This is a genomic window from Candidatus Erwinia haradaeae (assembly GCF_900698855.1).
Lineage (GTDB): Bacteria > Pseudomonadota > Gammaproteobacteria > Enterobacterales > Enterobacteriaceae > Erwinia_E > Erwinia_E haradaeae_F.
Window position 1 is genome coordinate 171,609 of record NZ_LR217698.1, and the last position, 20,701, is coordinate 192,309.

Annotated in this window: 12 protein-coding genes; 7 read left to right on the forward strand and 5 right to left on the reverse strand. The window is 27.2% G+C overall.

Features of this window, described 5'->3' with window-relative positions; genetic code table 11:
- Window positions 1-434: 434 nt before the first annotated feature.
- Complete coding sequence (ftsY, locus tag HACICURT3053_RS00525) at window positions 435-1,829, forward strand: signal recognition particle-docking protein FtsY (protein WP_232037540.1); 1,395 nt, start codon at window positions 435-437, stop codon at window positions 1,827-1,829.
- Between the two features lie 847 nt (window positions 1,830-2,676).
- On the opposite strand, the gene bamB is transcribed toward ftsY, so the two are convergent.
- Together bamB and HACICURT3053_RS00535 are read right to left on the reverse strand one after the other, a co-directional pair.
- Complete coding sequence (gene bamB / locus HACICURT3053_RS00530) at window positions 2,677-3,861, reverse strand: outer membrane protein assembly factor BamB (protein WP_157991821.1); 1,185 nt, start codon at window positions 3,859-3,861, stop codon at window positions 2,677-2,679.
- 436 nt (window positions 3,862-4,297) lie between these two features.
- The gene (locus HACICURT3053_RS00535; protein WP_157991822.1) at window positions 4,298-4,912 is read right to left on the reverse strand and encodes a Fe-Mn family superoxide dismutase; all 615 of its coding nucleotides are present in this window, start codon (window positions 4,910-4,912) and stop codon (window positions 4,298-4,300) included.
- A gap of 1,136 nt (window positions 4,913-6,048) precedes the next feature.
- Here HACICURT3053_RS00535 and ppa point away from each other — a divergent pair.
- A complete protein-coding gene (gene ppa, locus HACICURT3053_RS00540; protein WP_157991823.1) occupies window positions 6,049-6,585 on the forward strand; it encodes an inorganic diphosphatase in 537 nt (178 codons plus the stop codon).
- 1,886 nt (window positions 6,586-8,471) lie between these two features.
- Window positions 8,472-8,822, forward strand: a complete 351-nt coding sequence (locus HACICURT3053_RS00545) for an HIT domain-containing protein (protein ID WP_157991824.1) — start codon at window positions 8,472-8,474, stop codon at window positions 8,820-8,822.
- Between the two features lie 578 nt (window positions 8,823-9,400).
- Here the strand turns inward: HACICURT3053_RS00545 and pta are convergent.
- Together pta and HACICURT3053_RS00555 are read right to left on the reverse strand one after the other, a co-directional pair.
- Window positions 9,401-11,572, reverse strand: coding sequence for a phosphate acetyltransferase (gene pta, locus HACICURT3053_RS00550; protein ID WP_157991825.1), 2,172 nt, complete (start codon window positions 11,570-11,572; stop codon window positions 9,401-9,403).
- Window positions 11,573-11,863: 291 nt separating this feature from the next.
- On the reverse strand, window positions 11,864-13,066 hold the full coding sequence (locus tag HACICURT3053_RS00555) for an acetate kinase (RefSeq protein ID WP_157991826.1): 1,203 nt from the start codon (window positions 13,064-13,066) through the stop codon (window positions 11,864-11,866).
- Window positions 13,067-14,567: 1,501 nt separating this feature from the next.
- On the opposite strand from HACICURT3053_RS00555, the gene mutY reads away from it, so the two are divergent.
- The 4 genes from mutY to rnt all read left to right on the forward strand — a co-directional run bounded on the left by mutY (window position 14,568) and on the right by rnt (window position 18,844).
- The gene (mutY, locus tag HACICURT3053_RS00560) at window positions 14,568-15,614 is read left to right on the forward strand and encodes an A/G-specific adenine glycosylase (protein ID WP_157991827.1); all 1,047 of its coding nucleotides are present in this window, start codon (window positions 14,568-14,570) and stop codon (window positions 15,612-15,614) included.
- 36 nt (window positions 15,615-15,650) lie between these two features.
- On the forward strand, window positions 15,651-15,899 hold the full coding sequence (locus HACICURT3053_RS00565) for an oxidative damage protection protein (RefSeq protein ID WP_157991828.1): 249 nt from the start codon (window positions 15,651-15,653) through the stop codon (window positions 15,897-15,899).
- Between the two features lie 73 nt (window positions 15,900-15,972).
- Window positions 15,973-17,052, forward strand: a complete 1,080-nt coding sequence (gene mltC / locus HACICURT3053_RS00570) for a membrane-bound lytic murein transglycosylase MltC (RefSeq protein WP_157991829.1) — start codon at window positions 15,973-15,975, stop codon at window positions 17,050-17,052.
- A gap of 1,150 nt (window positions 17,053-18,202) precedes the next feature.
- Window positions 18,203-18,844, forward strand: a complete 642-nt coding sequence (gene rnt, locus HACICURT3053_RS00575) for a ribonuclease T (protein WP_157991830.1) — start codon at window positions 18,203-18,205, stop codon at window positions 18,842-18,844.
- A 1,421-nt stretch (window positions 18,845-20,265) separates the two neighbouring features.
- On the opposite strand, the gene HACICURT3053_RS03375 is transcribed toward rnt, so the two are convergent.
- Window positions 20,266-20,701: TerC family protein (locus HACICURT3053_RS03375; RefSeq protein ID WP_414973879.1), on the reverse strand; the 436-nt coding region annotated here is incomplete at its 5' end.

Genomic DNA, 20,701 nt, shown 5'->3' on the forward strand with positions numbered 1-20,701 from the left:
TTTTAATAATATATATATTTTTATTTTGATGTTCGTGGTATCAGCATATGTAATTTATTTTACTTTTATTTATTTTATTTAACATGTAACCAGTGATATTTGGTTTCTAAAAAAGATATTACTATCTCAGTTTTTCTCAGACCTGGTTAAAGTTTTCAATATGTTTATTATTACTATTGGGATGAATATTTTTTATGATTATAAAGGAAATGATTATTTATGCAGATATTTTTTTTATGATAAACTGTTTTATCTGTAAGCAAGAGGATTGAGTATTAAGGATTGAATATTATCTTTCTCTTATGTCGGAAAATCATATTGTAATGAATATAAATTTTTTTAGATATTAAAGAAGCGGTCATTAATAAAAATATTAGAAATATATTATGAAACTTTTTATAACATAGTGATATCTGCTTGGAGAATAGTAGATCGTGTTTAAGAACAAACAGAGTAGACTTTTAAAGTGGATTCGTCTGGGAAATAAAAAATACATCAATCCAGAGACAGATATAGATAAAGATGTATTATCTTTTAAGGATGTGGATTTAGAACATAACCAAGATAAACGGTTAGATAATAGTTCTAAGAATGAAGATATAGGTTCTGTTCTTATAAAGAACGCAGGATCAGAGTCATTAGAGAAGAAAATATATTTAGACTTACGGTTAAGAGAAGATTCTCAGAGATTAAAGATGTCTATATCTGATACTTCAGATGCTTGTTTTCAGACAGAAATAGGTACGAAGAATTCAGTATTGCTTGAACATAATACTCAAGGATCTTATTCTTCGACCTCAAATCAAGATGAATTATCTAATCAGCCTTGTTTTGAACTTAAAAGAAAACAACTAATACAAGATGATATCTCTACTTTATTAAAACCAGATCCAATAAAGAATACAGGGTTTAGTTCTAAGGTTAGTTTTTTTGATCGCTTAAAATCTCGATTAAATAGAACTCGTTCTCATTTAGGTATTGGGTTCTCGTATCTTTTTCGTGAGTCAAAAATAGATGAGAGTTTATTTGAAAAATTAGAAGAAAAGCTTCTATTATCAGATGTTGGGGTGGAGACTACCCAGCGTTTGATCAATACTTTAAAGATTGAAATGAAAAGTAAGACGTCTAATAATCGAGAAGAATTATATCTAAAGCTAAAAAATAACATGCAAGAGATTCTTTCTAAAGTTGAATCGCCTTTAAATATACAGGGTAAGATGCCCTTTGTTTTGCTAATGATAGGTGTTAATGGTGCAGGGAAAACTACTACTATAGGTAAACTAGCGAAAAAGTTTAAGACAAGAGGGAAATCAGTAATACTGGCTGCTGGTGATACATTTCGTGCTGGGGCTATTGATCAGATAAAGGCATGGGGAGATAGAAACGATATTGCGGTAGTGTCAAATCATATGGGGTCAGATTCTGCTTCTGTTATTTATGATACTATAAAAGCTGCACAGGCTCGTCAAATAGATGTTCTTATTGCAGATACAGCCGGTCGTCTGCAGAATAAAACCTCTTTAATACAAGAAGTAAAAAAAATTATTCGCGTAATTAAGAAAATAGACATTACTGCTCCTCATGAGATTATGCTAATAATTGATGCGAGTACCGGTCAGAATGCAATTAGTCAGACTAAATTATTTCACGAGAATCTAGGTATAACAGGGATTACGTTAACTAAATTGGATAGTACAGCAAAAGGTGGCGTTATTTTTACATTAGCAGATCAATTTAACATTCCTATCCGTTACATAGGAATTGGTGAGGATATAGAAGATTTACGTGATTTTCGATCTGAGGATTTTATAGAGGCTTTATTTTTATAGTATGAATGGATTTGATAGGTGTCGTTGTATGGATAGAGTTTAGTTGTTTTTAAGTGCATGTATTAAATACATGTGAAGATCTAAATTATAACTTATATAAAGAATTAATTTTTTTTAATTAAACATTTATTTATTTCTAATTAGAAATTTAATTACCATTAGGTATTTTATCTTTTTTTTCTAGGTGTAAGAACAAGATTATCGGTATATAATATGTTATTTTTGATAAAAAGATTACGTTTTTCGACATTTTGTGTTAATTATGAAATTTGTTATTAGATTCTTTCTTTATCGATTTCTTTTTTATCTGAATGATAAGATAAATATAAAAAATTTATTGTATTCTATATAATATGATATTTTTATAACAAATATATGAACTTTGATAGTATTTGGATTTCAGTGGTTTTATATTCTATTTCTTTGGTTTTTATTTTATGAGTCTGAATAAAAGATATATGTTATGCATTTTATTATTCTTTGTATTTTATTCTAAGTTTTTAATGTTTAGTATAATTTAATTATATATAAAGAGTTTTTATGTAGAATCCAATTCTAAAGGGTAATTAATATATTCGGTTAGTAATTATTATTGTCTGTATACTGTATATTAGATAAATGAGTCTTTTAAATAAATTCTAGTGTGTTTTCAAATAAATTCTGATTTTTTTTGATTAAGCTTCGTTAAGACATATTTTAATATCTATTTGAGATATTTTTCACTTTATGTGCATATTCTATATGAAGCTCATTAGAATAGATGTAGTTGAAGAATTTAGTTTGAGTATGTTTGTTAATGCTACATAAGTGATTTTTTTAATTCTTTATTTGTTTTAATAGACAAGGATTAATTTTTAATCGCAGTTACTTGACCTATTTTTGACTGCAAAATTAACAGATTTTCACTAGAAATGATTGGTTTAGAAATAAAACCAGTTTTATCTATTTGATTTTGAGATATGATTTTTCCAGTATTGGGATTAATCCAATATAAATACCCTTGTTGATCTCCTACCACTAAATAGCCATTATATAAGATGGGTGGCGTTAGTTTTCGGTATAGGAGATCACTTTGTTGCCACATTTTTGTACCCTTCTCAAGGCTTACTGCTGTTAAGCAATCATTTTTTTCTACAAGAAAAACTTTAGTACCATCACTGATAATATCATGAGCTGAACCAATGTTACGTTCCCATAGTATTTGTCCTGATTCTATAGTTAGTGCTGTTAAGTTTCCATTATATGCTAACGCATATATTATTCCATTAATTATTAATGGAGAAGAATCGATATCCTTTAGTTGATCGATAGTTGATGAACCATGAGGTTTAGTAATTTTTTTTTGCCAGATCATCTGGCCATCATTAATGTTAATTGCACTAATATAACCATTATCGCTTCCTAGAATAATAGTTTTGAACTTAATGGTTGGTTCAGACTCACCACGTAGACTTAGTGTAGGTTTATCAAGATTAATAGACCATTTGATAAACCCATTATGTTTATCTAACGCTTGTAGAATTCCGTTACTTGTATGAACAAGTAACATATTATCGCTTATGACTGGAGAAGATAATACTTCACCAGCGACATTTTTTTCCCATTCAATTGAACCATCTATGGTGTGAATAGAAAATATTTTTGCTCGTTCAGTTCCAACATAAATATGGTTTTTATTAACTGCTAAACCGCCAGAGAGTAATGCTGGGATGTTTTTAGAGAATAGATTTGTATGTTCTGAAAGGTCAATTTTCCATTTTTCTTTTCCATCACAAGAGCTTAGCGCTTTAATTATACCGTAGCGATTAGCAATATATATAGTTTTATTTGAAGATGCTGGATGTAGTTTTGAGTAAATATTTTCCTTCTCTTCTTTAATTGTAGAGGTCCACAATTTTATTGGTGTGAATTTATTTTGAATAGCTAGTAATGGTGATATATTTCTTATTTTATCATTACTAGTACTCGATGAGCATCCGCTGACTAGTATAATTAATATTAGGTCTGTTATGAGTAATTTATTTAATTTCATGACTTACCTCATTGTGTTTTCTAAGAGATTTGGTAACAATATAGGTGTGTATCTAGTCAAGTATATCTATATTTAATTCGGTGTTATAATAGGATTTTTATACCAAGGAGTTCTAATTCTTCTTTTCTTTTTTGGAAAAGATCGGGTAAAATCAATATTTCTATTTGTTTTAATTGAGATATTTCTAATATAACATTGTTAGAAAATAAATATTGTATGTTACATACGTTTTGTCTGTTAATTAAATGGTTTATTTATTATTGTTTTTGATTAAGAGAATAAAAGTATGTAGCTACATATAGAAATGTTTTAAACAGATAAAATAGTTTATTGTATTGTCAACGTATAATTTAGGGTGACAGGTTTATATTAATGTAATAAAATAATATTGTATAAACCTGTCCAATGGTTCTAATTAGTATCCTAGAATAGTTTATTAGGCAGCGATAAAAATTGACTCCGCTTCATCCCAATTAACTATGTTCCAAAAAGCTTGTACGTAATCAGATCGTTGATTTTGATACTTAAGATAATAGGCGTGCTCCCAGATATCTAGGGATATAATTGGTATTCCAGAGATACCAGAGATTGCTTCTCCCATGAGGGGATTATCTTGATTTGCTGTAGAAGAAATGAGTAATTTATGACCTTGTTTTACAAGCCAAGTCCAGCCAGAACCAAAATGTGTAGTAGCTGATTTTTCAAATTTAGATTGAAAGGATTTAAGACTACCGAAATTCTGTTCAATAGCATCTTTTAAATGACCATGTAAAAATGTATTAGTTTTTAAATTTTTCCAAAAAAAGCTATGATTGGCATGTCCACCAGCATGATTTCTTAAAAAATCTTTTTTATACTCGGGTAGTTGGTCGATATTAGAAATTAACTCTTCAACTGATAGACTAGAAAATTCTGTTTCTACTAGAGCGCTATTGGCATTATTGATATAATTTTGATGGTGTTTAGTATGATGTATGATCATTGTTTGTTTATCGAAATATGGTTCTAAAGCATCATATGCATAAGGAAGAGATGGTAGTACATAGCTCATATTTTTATTTCCACTTAAGGTTAAAAAGTCACTAACTAAAGTAATCTTTCTAAAGTAATATGTCATGGACAATATTACTATGAAATATATTATAAATAATATTATGAAGATTAATGTTATATAAATTCGTCTTATATAGATTTGGCATTAAATATCTTATTAATCCCTTTGATAGTAATCATATCTATTTTTTTATATTTCTTCTATAATTATATTTCTTCTATAATTTATAAACAGAATTAGATATGTTCTTTTTTATAAAGAATTTATTATCCTGTGAATTAAGTATTGTGGTAAAATAGAACTAGCTAACTTATATCTATATGTATCATTTTGATTACGATAATTTAATTATACTCTTTCATATCATATTTTAGTATTATAGTATATAGGTTATTTTCATTAGTTCCTTATATAATCAATTTATTAATATTTAATTAGGGTTATAATTTACAATTATAGTTTTCAACTATTTTTGAAAATCAATTATTCTATACGTGAAATTTAAAACGTATATTTTTTATACATTTAGTTATTGGATAATAATATTACGATTGTTTGTATGTTACAATAACACCTTGTAGATATTGCAAGAATTTTTATGGTATTGTATTTTACATTTTTATAATAGAGGATCTCTAGTATTAATAAGTAATATTTAAAGAAGATTCTTTATTTGATTGATGAAATCTTTGATCTTAGACAAGATCTGGCATGTATTCAGGTATATATTTATATAAAGTAAGATAATGTTCTTTTCATTTTTATGCAAATGAATTTTTTGAACACAAGGTTCAACCATTGATAATCGGTCTATGAGAATTTTGATAGATTAGTATAGTTGATGTATTAACATGACACATGTATTACATTAATAATGAGTTATAGGTTCCGTTTTGATTAATGAGTTTAATAAACAATTAGATATATTATTCGTGTATAATTGGGTATAATATTATAATTTACGATTTAACAACACACTGGATATCTTCGTTATTATGGTTTATAGTTCATTTTAGTGTGTCTTGAATCTATAGACGTGATTTTTCTATTCCATAATTTTTATTATGGAGTCGGTAATTTATGTAGTAAGATCGATGATTTTATCAGGTTTTCATTTCTTTAAGGGTTTAACTATGAATTTAAAATCTATACCTTCTGGAAAAGATTTTCCACATGACATTTATGTTATCATTGAAATTCCTGCGCACTCTTATCCAATTAAATATGAAGTTGATAAAAATACTGGTGTTTTATTTGTAGATCGATTTGTAGCTACTACTATGTTTTATCCATGTAATTATGGATATGTTAATAATACATTTTCTTTAGATGGTGATCCAGTTGATGTCTTAGTTCCTACCCCTTATCCACTACAAATAGGATCTGCCATCCGATCTCGTCCTATTGGTTTGCTGAAAATGAGTGATGAATCTGGTCAGGATGATAAAATCATTGCAGTTCCAGTGCATGAGTTAAGTAAGGAGTATGATTATATGCAGGATATCAGTGATTTACCAGATTTACTTCAGAAACAAATTATGCATTTTTTTGAGCACTATAAAGAGTTAGAAAAAGGAAAATGGGTGAAGATTAATGGGTGGGAAAGTATAGAGGCTGCAAAAGAGGAACTTATTTCATGTCATCGTCGTTTTAATGCTAAAAAGGAGTAATTTAGCATAATTATGAATTATCACGGTTATGTTCTATATATTATATAATGTATATTATAATATATCAGTAGGTCCTCTTAGTTTTAAGGTGTCTATTTATCAGGTAGATGGTTTTTTTGTATAATTAAATTTATAAATGATTAACAACATATGAAGTTTATTTGGGTTGAAGTACTGGCATTTTCATTTGTTTTTAGTAATATTTACGTTTCTAAAATGAATTATATTTCGGTATGTAGATAGAGATTCAGTTAATTAAAGAAAAAAATTATTTTTATTTCTTTTTATGAGTCTTAGATATTAATTAAAATTTAATAATAATTCATTATTATTTGAATATATTATTGATTATTATTCTTCTTATGAGAACTGTTCTAAAATATATATTGAATTTGTTAAAGCAATTTATTTATTTTCATAAATTTTATAAAGAATTTTATTTAGTGTTAAATTACTAATTATATTTAATATTGTGTAATTAAATGATATTGAATTAATCTAGTGAACAATAAAATCAAAGTGTAACTCAAAGAAGATATATATGTATAGATATATATATTGAGTTTGAATCCCTATATAACTTTTATATAAATAAGGATATTTAATCATTGATATCAATATTTAAATAAGATTTTTAGACGTTTTATAGAATGCTAGTAATCTAATTACGAGTCTATGTATTAAAAATATAAATGTTCATGTAACATAGTACTATTTACAAGGATCGATAATTGAAATATAGAGAATGGTATGGAACGAACAATCGGCTCATGTGATTGTACTAATTTCATATGGATAAATAATTACTAGTTGTGTTTTTTACAGCACATTATTAGAAAGATATTTTATTTATAAAATTTATTTAATAGTATGTAGAAATATCAAAGGTGAGTTAAGAAACATGTAGGTTATTTATCCTAAATAACCTGGATAGTGTTATCCTATTGTTTTGATTTAGTCTATAGATTAAATATCTATTAGTTTTTTTACTATGAATAATTAGTATTTATCAGTTATCAAAGAATATTATCTGTGATAGTAGTATTCGTTAGTTTTATATGTATAAATGTATTAAGATTTATAAAAGATTTATCAGTTTAGATATAAAATAGAAAGATTCATAGAATGTATAATAGTTTATTGATAGAATAATATAGATATTTTAGAGATAAAATGTAGATTGATTTTTAGTGTTATGGTTTATTAGATAATTTAAAATTATTAGTGTTATAATTAAGGCTGTATTATGAAATAGATATAGTTAAGTTTCTCTATTATAGATAGATATGAACAGTCGTTGTTATTGAATAATATTATTCAAAAATAAAAAATAAGTCATGTTAATCATCATTTTTACATTCATTCTAACAGGAACTCAATATTTCTTATTACTTTAAGTTAATGAATTGATTTTGATGTTACTTCGGTTTTTTATTTTTTTGAAAACATTCAATTTTAGAGTGATTATAAAATAAGATTTTATCTTATTAATTTATTCTACATATTATATAGAAGTTTTTCTAGATGTTGTTTTAACTTATTAGTTTTTAAGATTGTGAAATTTGTTATTTTTATATTTTATTGTTATATTATGATTAATGAGTTTTATTATTAATTTAACTACAGTCTTTATTTTTTTATATCTGTAGTCTAGTGCTATTTTAGCAAGTTTAAAGACGTGTCTCATACGCTTGATATACCAGGTTTGTGTTAGTTTTTACTTTATAAATCTAATTTATTAAAATAGATAGATTAATATATATTAGAAAATTAGTCATTAGGTGAGTCGAACAGTTTTTCTCAAGAGAGAAAGTTATGTTATTTGAATTAATTTATTCTTATTCCTAATATAATATCGTTTTTTTATAGATATTTCGGAGTTATAGATGCCAAATGGAACTATTTTTAGTAAAATTGTCAAGGGTGAAGTTTTCGCGGATATAATCTATCAAGACGAATACATTACTGCATTCCGTGACATACTTCCTCAGGCTCCAGTACATATCTTAATTGTACCTAATGTACAAATTAAAACATTAAACGATGTCGTGGATGATGATATCCATCTTTTGGGTCGGATAGTCATAGTGGCGGTAGGTATTGCAAAAAATATGGGCATTGCAGAAGATGGCTATCGTCTAATTATGAATTGCAACAAGTATGGTGGACAAGAGGTCTACCATATTCATCTTCATTTGTTAGGTGGTCAACCTTTAGGATCGATATTAGGGATTTAAAATTATAGAGCTCTGTTTTTGTGTTATGAATGATATGATAATTATTTTTATTGTAAATTCTTACACATTTATTTGTTTTAAAATATAATTTTATAGGATTTTAAAAAATTTTGAGATATGCATTTTATGCAAAATATGTATATACAAAACAATATTAATTCAAGAAAAGGGCAATAACTTAATTTCAGAAGAGTTTTAATATATAAATAGGTTGGTGTATTATGTTAATTTTATTTCTCAGTGATGAATGAATGTACAATATTATTTTTAATAATTCTATTTAAGAATTATATTTGGTGTGTAATATTTGCAGAGATTTAGATAAGCTTTGTGTTATTGATCATAAAGTAACTTAAAATATTAAAATTTTTTCTTGTATCTGTATTGTATTGGTATTCATAAAATATTTTATGATAAAGTTGATGTTGATATATCAATTTTAGATCTAATGCTTAGACAACTTAGATAATTTAGATCGTATTTTTTAAAAATTTTTATCTAGTATATGCAGAAATTCTGGATGTTGTGAATAATTATCTGTGTAAATTATATTCGAATATATCTTTTTATCTATATATTTAACAAAGTTTTTCATATTTTATTGAGGATTGAATAGCTGTTACAGCTATAGTATAGATAATATCATTGATCAGAGCTCCGCGTGATAAGTCATTCACTGGTTTTTTCATACCTTGCAAAATTGGTCCGATAGAGTCTATGCAAGCTGTGCGCTGTACTGCTTTATAAGTAGTATTACCTGTATTCAAATCAGGGAATATTAAGACAGTTGCTTGACCTGCTACTGGTGAATTTGGTGCTTTAGATTGAGCTATATCGCTTACAACTGCTGCATCATATTGTAGTGGTCCATCGATGATTAAATGAGGGCATTTTTTTTTGACGATGCTAGTAGCTTCCCTTACTTTTTCAACATCTGGCCCAGAACCTGAGAGACCAGTAGAGTAGGAGATCATAGCTACTTTAGGCTCAATACCAAATGTTAGAGCGGAATTTGCAGATTGGATGGCTATATCGGCTAGCTGTTCTGGATTTGGATTTGTATTGACTGCGCAATCTCCATATATTAATACTTGTTCGGGAAGGAGCATGAAGAAAATAGAAGAAACTAGTAAGTTGTTTACTTTTTTTTTAATAATTTGAAGTGCTGGTCGAAGAGTGTCTGCAGTAGTATGTAGTGTTCCAGCCACTAGACCATCAACTGCACCAGATTCTAGCATCATTGTTCCAAGCATGATATTATTCATTAATTGTTTTTTTGCAATGACGCTGTCCATTCCCTTTGTATGTCTTAGCTCTACCAGTCGATTGATATAAAGTTTACGTATATTTTCTGGATTAATAATTTCAATTTTTTCGTTTAGATGGATATTATTTTTTCTAGCAATACTTTGAATTTTATTAGGATCACCTAAAAGTATGCAGGTCGCGATACCACGTTGTGCTGATATAGAGGCTGCTTTCATGGTGCGTACTTCTTCGCCTTCTGGCAAGATAATACGTTTGTTGGCTTTTCGAGCAAGGTTATCTAATTGATCGCAGAATTCTGATGGGGAAATACCATATTTTTTTTTCTCTTTGATCTTTACAGTGGAGATCCATTTAGTAGTTAAATGACGTGTGATATATTTAGTCATATTCTTTATGATTTGGATATTACCACTGAGTTTTTCAATAGTGAGTTTTGTTAGATCTAATGAATTTTTCCAGTTATTTTTTTTGATCTGAAATACTGGTAGGTCATCTTGAAAAGTCTCCTTACAGATTTTCTGTACAGATGTAGTAATATTATCACGCCCCGTTAAGAGGATAGCAGAAATTTCTCTATTGTTTTTTTCTGCTAAACAGCAGGTTACGAGTAAATCGAGACGATCAGAAGATATTACAAGGAGTGATTCGCGACGGAATAAGGGTAATATGTTTATTAAAGTTCCAGAATAGAATTTGATTAATGTGATCTGGCGAGAAGAAATAGCGCCTTCGTTAATAATATTAGCTTTTAAATAATTACAAACATCAAGAGCGCGTGGTGCGAGAGCTTTAAGGGTCCATGGTATGTATCCTAGTACTGGAATAGGGCCATTAGTACATAGTTTTTTAATATTTATATTGTTTTTGTGGGTTAAGTTAGAATATTGATTTATCTCTGTTAAACTTGAGTAGATGTGATCTGAATATTTGGATTGGGTATTGATTGCATTGATGATTACACCAGTGATTTTTATGTTTTTTTTATTGCTAAAGTTAGAGTGCAGGATTGCAATACGCTCTTGTAGTTTGTTGCAAGAGTAGATGTCCACGTCTGTAACAAATATAATTTCAGAATTGAGAGCACTAGCAATTTTATAGTTTATGGCTAAGGCATATGGATTTTTATGTGTGTTTTGTAATCCTGGAATTAGGATTATGTGATTTTTGTTTGTTTGTTTATCTTTTTCATATTGATAGTATAGAATAATAACCTTTTCTACGAAGGTTTCGATTTGACCGGATTTCAGAAAAGAATCCAAGTGATTCACTAGAATAGTGTTAGGGCTTAACTTTTTTTTAGAATGATCACTATGTATAAAACTTTTTTTCTGAAGAGGGTCGGTTTCATTTTGAAGATTGTTGAATGGCTCAAAGACACTTAGTTCTGTATCTGTATTTTTCTCTGAATTCAAGATGCCTAAGATAGTTCCGATTAATTTAATACGGGTATCGGTAGGGATTAATATAATAGGTCGTGACATGGTATTTTCTCCTAGATCTTTATACTCGATATAAGCGTGTAATCTAATTACTTTTTTCGTAAAATATTCCAAGTTGTCAGGGTGTAAAAATGAATTAAATGATATTTAATTTGATATATTTTATAATTAATTTTTATTTTTTAAGTATTATTGGGTTTTATATATATTAATATAGATCAAGTATATAAATATTATGTTATGTATAAGATATTGTATTAACTCATATTTTATATGTATTCAATTATTGTGAATTATTTTTTATTGTGTTGTATTATAAGATAATCAAAATTATTAATTCGTGAGTTTGTTAGTTTCTTGGGCTATGACTAATTCTTCATTGGTTGGTAATACAATAATTGGTAAATAACCTTTGGTATTGATAAAACCAGATTTACCAGAATAGATAGAACGGTTTTTTTTCTTATTGATTTTGATGTTTAGAAGTCCGAGTTTGTTAAGTGTTAGTTCACGGACCATACATGAGTTTTCTCCTATACCTCCAGTAAAAATAACTGCGTCTAATCGACCGTCCATTAATGCAGTATAAGATGCAATATATTTTGCTAATCTATGGCAATAGACATCTATGGCACGTTTTGCATTTTTTTTATTTCTATAGTTTTTTTCTAGATAACGGCAATCACTAGTTACTTCAGTAAGTCCCAAAAGACCAGATTCTTTAGTAAGAAGTGTATTAATAGTTTCTATAGTCATGTTTAATTTTTCATAAAGAAAAAAAATAATGGCTGGATCGATATCGCCACTACGTGTCCCCATAACTAGGCCCTCTAGAGGTGTGAGTCCCATGGAGGTATCCAGGCATCGTCCGTTACGAATAGCTGCAATTGATCCTCCGCTACCTAAGTGGCAGGTAATGATATTCAGTTGTGAACTGGGTTTATTAAGAAATTTAACTGCCTCTTGAGCGATATAGGAATGACTAATACCGTGAGCACCATAACGCCGGAGACCGTATTTTTGATAAAGACTGTAGGGTAGAGCATAAAGATAAGAAGCTTCTGGCATTGTTTGATGGAATGCTGTATCAAAAACTGCAACATTTTTATTAGATAGATATGGGAATATTTTTAGTGTTTCTTGAATTCCGATTAAGTGAGCTGGATTATGTAGAGGGGCAAATATAGAAGCATCATGGATTTTTTTTATGCATTCTTTATCTATGATTGTAGATTGTGTTAGATGAGGACCGCCGTGAACAATGCGATGACCTATAGCTGAAATTTGATTTAGAAGTTCTGGTTTTTTTTCTTTAATTAATTTAACTATGAAGATCAGGGCTTCTCTGTGTTTTGCTCCATGGTCTAGATGTATCTCTGTCTTTAGGCCGTCTATTATCCAGGTCATTCGAGTTTTTTCTAGACGGAAGAATTCAGCGAAACCGGACAAGTATTGATTTGTATTGCTTGGATCAATAATAGCAAATTTTAAGGAAGAGCTTCCGCAGTTTAAAACTAGTATGAGATTATTTGACATAAATGATTTCGTATATTGAAGATGCCAGAGAAAGAATGAAAGATTTTCTTTGAGTTATCATGTTATTTTCATTATATTTAAATATAAATTATTATATCATAATCAATATTTTTTCTAATATCTATGAAGATTTCATATTTATTATATGATTGCTCAATACATATTATAGATAATGCGTTATTACTAATAAATTTAAGAATAATGTATAATATTTAGTTTATATTAATAAAAAGGTAATACTGATATATATATTATTAATTTTAAATAAGTTTTAATTATTTTACGTTATTCTCATATATAAGTGAGAATGTTTTAGATCATTTTCTGGTAATTAATAATTTTAGGATTATTCTATGAGTAGAATGAGTATATGTTTAATTCTTTTCTTAACTGATTAGATTGATCGATTTTATCATTTTCAATAATATGATTTTGTATTTATCTAGTAATATTTTAGTATTTTAAAAAATAAGTACATGGATTTTATTTATTAGATTAATGTATATGGCTCAGATCATTATTTTTATTTTTTTATATAAATATAATATAGAACAATAAAATTTTTTTTATTTTATTCTTCGTTAATTATGGTTCCGAGAAATAGGTTTTATTAGTTTTTTTAATATAAGTAAATAATTGATAATTGAACATATTTGATTTAATTTTTCTAGAAGAAAAATCAGTCTTAAGTTGTTTATCTAGATTATTTATAAATGGAACATGAGACTGCAAAATTATATTTAGTCTTGATTTGAGTTGATAGTATAAATGCATTGAATTAGAGTCAATAATATACTATTTCATATAAAATAAAATTTTATAAATATATTGATTTAATTTTGAATATATCTAAAAAGGATTGGTTAAAGAAGTCTTGATGAATTATGAATTTTATAATCCGACTTGTATAAACGTAATAGATACTAATTATATACTGAAATAAATATTTTATACTATTGTTCATTTAGATAAACTATTAAATTAATTGATACTTGGTCTTATATTTTATTTTTATTAGATAAGATGGTTTTATATTTTATTAGATCGTATAATAATTTATAGTCTTTAGTAGTCTGTTAAAGAGTTATTAGCAGTTACAATCTAGAGGTTTATATATGATTATATTAAACATTCAAGAAATGTATTATGTATTAGATTACTAACGATAGTAACATGTATTGTATTACAGTTCTCTATAAGTTTTAATAAAAATTATTGTATTTTTTATATAGTAGTTTTTATAGAAGAATAATTTACAAAATTTGGTTTATTCTATAAACAGATATTAGTCATCTAGTATTGATACTATAGTATATAAAAAAAATTGTAATAGATTATATTTCTATGCATTTAATTGATTATAAAGTAATATATATTATAGTAGATTTAACCTCTTGTGTTTTAAGTTTTATAATATATAGAGATGGATTATTTTATAATTGTATTAATGTGCTTCAGTTTTTTAGTTTTATATATTGTTTTTATGGGTAAAATATAAACAATGCAGGTTAAAGGATTTGCAAAAAAAATTTTGCTTTGGTATAAAAATTACGGACGAAAAAATCTTCCGTGGCAGAGAAATAAAACATTATATAGGGTTTGGATTTCGGAGGTAATGCTGCAACAGACATCGGTATCTACTGTTGTTCCCTATTTTAATCGTTTTGTAATGAGATTTCCTGATGTCAAAGCTCTTTCAATATCATCTTTAGATGATATCTTATATTTATGGACGGGATTAGGTTATTATTTACGTGCACGTAATTTATATAAATCGGCACAAGTTATTGTTAGCGAGCATGATGGTATTTTTCCAATAAGTTTAAAAGAGGTGTTAGCTCTACCTGGAATAGGCCGTTCTACTGCTGGCGCTATTTTATCTCTTACGCTGGGGATAAGTCTTCCCATTCTTGATGGGAATGTCAAGCGTATTCTTACTCGTTATTTTGCTATATCCGGTTGGCCTGGACTACCAGAGATAGAAAAAAAATTATGGTCAATTAGTACAGCAATTACCCCTTTCTCTAATACTGGAGAATATAATCAGGCTATGATGGATTTAGGTTCTCTTGTCTGTACTAAATTTAATCCAAAATGTTTAGTTTGTCCAATACATATGGGGTGTAATGCTCATATTCATGCTTCTTGGATGGAGTATCCAGAAAAGAAGCCTCGTGTTATGCGTTCAAGTCAAAAAATCTGGTTCTTGTTGATTCAAAAAGGAGAAAAGATTTGGATGCAACAGCGCCCATTGCATGGTATCTGGGGTGGTCTTTTTTGTTTTCCTCAGTATGACTGTGAATTAGAGTTGCGTTTATCGATAAAACAGTACGTACTAAGTGATTGTAAATCATACCAAATGGATCTAATTCGTCATACTTTTAGTCATTTATATTTAGATATTACACCTGTTGTGGTTAAGGTCTCTTCTACTAGTGAAATAAATCATTATGGTGTAGGTCTATGGTATAACTTACTGAATCCTCCTGTTATTGGTCTCTCTGCTCCAATAGCGCGTCTTCTTAATATCTTACGTTACTCAACATAGATCATTTAATATTTTTTATAAAAAAGAGGGCACATTGTGAGTCGGATTATTTTTTGTACGTTTTTACAACGTAGCGCTGAAGGCTTGGATTGCCAGATATATCCTGGTGATATAGGAAAACGTATTTTTACTGAAATTTCTAAAGAGGCATGGTTTGAGTGGGTTAATAAGCAAACAATGTTAATTAATGAAAATAAATTAAATCTTCTTAATAAGAATGATCGAGAAGTATTAGAGAAGGAAATGGTTCAGTTTTTATTCAATAGAGACTTAGTCTCACATTAAGAAATATATTTTTTAAAAAAATAAGTATTTTATTAATTAGGAAACACGCTAAATCTTATTTTAAGTTTAAAATATGTATAAAAAATTAATTTATTTATTAACTCTATCGACATTATTAGTTTCTTGTTCTAGAGGGAAAGATGATTCTTTTCATGATCTTCGAAGTAAAGACACCAATTCTTTTGATATCTTAATTGGGCAATTTGCTAATAACATTGATAAGATTTGGGGGATTAAAGAGGTATTAATTGTTGGTCCAAAAGATTATGTACGGTATAGTGATCAGTATTATACTCGTAGTCATATTAACTTTGAAGAAGGCTGGATTACTTTTGCGACTGTAGTAAGCGTTAATCCAAAAGCTAGTTTACGCAAAGCGATTATCAATACTCTCTTAACTGGTGATGATCCAGATAATATTAATGTTTATTCTGATATTAATATTACTGAAAATTATAAAAAACCTCTTTTATATGGACAGGTATTAGATGATAATGGCAGGCCAATTTGGAAGAAAGAAAACGCTGCAAGTTATGCTGATTATCTGATTAAGACAAAACAAAAATGTCGTCATTCGGAATTTCGCCTTATATGGTCCGTTACCATTCCAATGGTTTCTAATCATCTTGATAAGCGTATCAAAAAATACTTACCTATAGTACATAAAGTCGCTGAACGGTACGGGGTTTCTAAGTCTCTTATTTTAGCTATTATGCAGATTGAATCTAGTTTTAATCAATATGCAGTTAGTGACGCGGATGCATTAGGGCTAATGCAGGTGATGCGGGAGACTGCTGGGATGGATGTATTTCGAATACAGGGAAAATGGGGCAAACCTAGTCGTAGGTATTTATTGGATCCAGAGAATAATATTGATACTGGAGTCGCTTATCTTTCGATATTACAAAGTAATTATTTATCTAATATTATCAATCCAATTTCACGAAGATATGCTGTTATTGCTGCGTATCATGGTGGGGCGGGTAGTGTTTTGCGTGTATTCTCTAGTGATAAAAATTCTGCTTTTCGTATTATTAATCAACTGTCTTCTTCTCAAGTGTACTACACACTAAGATATCAGCATCCTGCTCCTGAGTCACGTAGGTATCTATATAAAGTGAATGATGCACAAAAATATTACTATCGGTACTAATCAATGCTACTATATTTTATATATTAATTTTTTCAGTGATAAATTGGTATTTTATTTTTTTGGATCTTTCAATATTAAACAGTTTTGACAGAAAGGGACGTTATCAAAATACGTTGATAAATGTTTAGAAATGAATCGCTAAATATTAATAAAAAATTATTTTTCAGTTATTTTTGTAGAATATATTAAATTTAGTTTGGTGATATTGCGCTCTTTTGAATTTGAGGGTCATATTGATTGAGATTATTGATTTCAAAAGATAGATTTAAGTATAAAATGAGTGGATATAAATATTGAGTAGATTTTTTAAAAAAATAAATAAAATATATTGTCTGATATCTATTTCTTTTACATAAAATAAAAATTTTTTATATCGTTTAAGTGATTATGCTATTAATTCTATAGTTCTTGGTTTAATAAATATATTTATTCAATAATCTTCTATTATATCCGTTTTATGTGGATATGAAGAAGTATAGTTAAAATTTCTAATTAAATAATTACATTTTTTATAATATTAAAATTAATATAATGTATATTTTTAAGATAAAAAATGATTTAATATGGTTAGTTGTTAATATGAAGTATTCATTTATAAGAAAATACTGTATTTTCTATATAACTTTTTTTATAAAAATATAAAATGATTAAGTAAAATAATTCAAATTATATTTGATTTTTTATTTTTTCATTAATTGAATTACGTATTTATCTTATAAATATTATTTATGTTAAGGAGATTCTTTTATTGAAAAAATTTTTATAAAATTAATTTTATATATCTTATTTTTAAGATAAAAATATTATGTAAGTTATAATATAGATATGTAGTTATAATATAAATGTTAATTAAAATTATTTTTATAAAAACGCAGTAATTATTGTATTTGTTATATTGATGGTTTTAATTTTGAATTCACCATAACGTGAACAGAGAATGTCTGGTCTATTGTTCAATACAATATATGAGTATTTTTTACGTTTTAATGGTTTATAAAACCTATAAGATTGATTAGGTTAGATATATAAATTAAAAAGAAATTAGAGATGAGAGAAATGTTGGCAATTAAGTTTCTGTAGGTTTTGTCACAATTAGCCCTATAGTAAAAATTGTTATAATGCATGCTAGTTTTTAAGGATGAGATACTCAATGCATGATTCAAATGAGCTGAATACTTTAAACAGCCGTTTTCGTGGTTTTTATCCTGTAGTTATTGATATTGAGACTGCTGGGTTTGATCCTAGAACTAATGCGTTATTAGAGATTGCGGCAGTTACACTTAAAATGGATAACCACGGTTGGCTAGGAAAAGATAAAACACTACATTTTCACGTTAAACCTTTTCCTGGACTACTTCTTCATCCTGAGGCTCTAGCATTTAATGGTATTGATCCAGGTAATCCTTTACGTGGTGCAGTTTGCGAATCAGAAGCTTTACATGAAATTTTTCAATTGGTTCGTCAAGGGGTTCAAGTTAGTGGTTGTAACCGAGCAATCATGGTGGCGCATAATGCTACATTTGATTTAAATTTTATGCAGGCTGCTGCTGAAAGGGCTAGTCTGAAACGAAATCCATTTCATCCTTTTGTTACATTTGACACTGCTGCTTTGAGTGGTTTAGTTTTAGGCCAAACAGTATTATCTAAGGCATGTCTTACGGCGGGTATACCATTTGATAATACACAGGCACACTCAGCATTATATGATACTATGCAGACTGCAGATCTATTTTGTGAACTCGTAAATCGCTGGAAGCGTCTTGGTGGTTGGCCATTAGTTAATAGTATATAATGTGTTAGTAATGATCAAGAAATTAACAACAGGAAAGAATTTAAATATGTTTAGATGGAAATATATTATTTTTAATATGGTTGGTTTTTTAAAACTCAATAGTCACTAACTAGGTTTTTGTAAATCACTTATTTGAAACAATTAGAGTGTTTACATAGTCAAATTTATCGATATGTTATTTATGTATAGGAAGCAATAAACGTGTGTTGTTTATGAATAAGAATATATATTTTGAATATAAAATTTTTGTATCTTATGAAAAATAAGATTGAATGTAATTGAATGGATAGATTATTGGTAATCATGGAATTTGATAAAAATTATTATTTGATTTATTATTTTTATTCGAGAAGTTTAATGGATTTTGATATGTGCAGAAGAATTTTAAATAATAAATAATTGTTTTATTATGATAATCTTTTAAGATCATTTTATTTTTGATATGGAATTAATGTAGGTATGCTTTGAAGCTTAACAATATTGAAAGTATATTTTATATTATTGTATTTGATTAATTTAGTATAGAAAGGAATACTATGTTTTTATTTTTATATGAATTTATAACACAATTATATATATTGATTTTTAATTAAATGTTTGGTATTTCTAATATAATATTTAAAATGTTTCAGTAGAGTGAGTAGTCTGGGATAGAAGAGTATTTTTTACGATGAGTGATTATATAATATACTTAATCAGTGTAAGGTTTTTTTATAGGTAAATATTCTATTTGGTTGACTATCCGATAGAAGATTTTCTTGATGATTTGATCATATTTCGTTTTTTTTAGTTAAATTTATTAACTAATGATAGTCAAAAATAATTCAATTAGTTAAAATATCTAATTTATTTAAGGTTCTATAGTTAAAGACCAATTTTGTCATCTTAATATAATCAAGAAATTATTTATATGATTCATATATAAGCATTTTCTATTTATCGATATAAAAAAGAGGGTTATTTTCTTAATTTTTCAGTAGAAAATATCAGGATATTTCTATAATTTCTTATAAACATTTTATTAAATATATTGTGGTATCGTATAGATTTTTCTTCGCTTTTTTTGAAGAGAAGCGAAGTGATAAAACATTGACCTTATAATAATGTTGTCCGTGAAATTTTTGTAGTTAATGATAGAACATATCTTTTTTAGAAAGATATTTTCTATATTAACTTTTGATTTAGAATATCTTTTTATCAAAAGATTTACTGAATTTTTCACAAATATATCTGAAACAATTAACAAAATAAATTTCTTCAATAAAAGATTCTCCATATACGTTATACTATATAATAATTGTTAATTATAATTGTTAAAATCAAAAAATAAATCTATACCAGAGCAATAAAAACCACATACTGAGAATGATTTTAATCAAAATATTAACTTAATTAAATATGATAAGTTAAGATTAGTAAGATTACTTTTGATGATATGTAAGATGAAAAATCTTTAATAATCCACATGCAACTATTAAAAAATAAATATAATTTTGTGAAATGTAAACATGAAAACCCTCTAATACCAATTTACAGCCAATTAAAAAAAGAAAAAAAAGTGCTAATACTTTTATGAATGGATAGCGATGAATGTAATTACCAATCAGTTCAGAACTGAGCATCATGACTAATACTGCAATTATGACTGATATCATCATTATTATGAAATTATTAGATATACCAATTGCTGTAATAAGAGAATCTAAACTAAAAATAATATCTAAAAAAATGACTTGTACCATAGCTCTTAAAAAAGAACACATCTTTATTTTCTGTTCATTCTGAACGTCTTGTATACTCTTGTATAACTCTATGCTTATATTACAAAGAAGGATGGCTCCACCACATAGTAATATT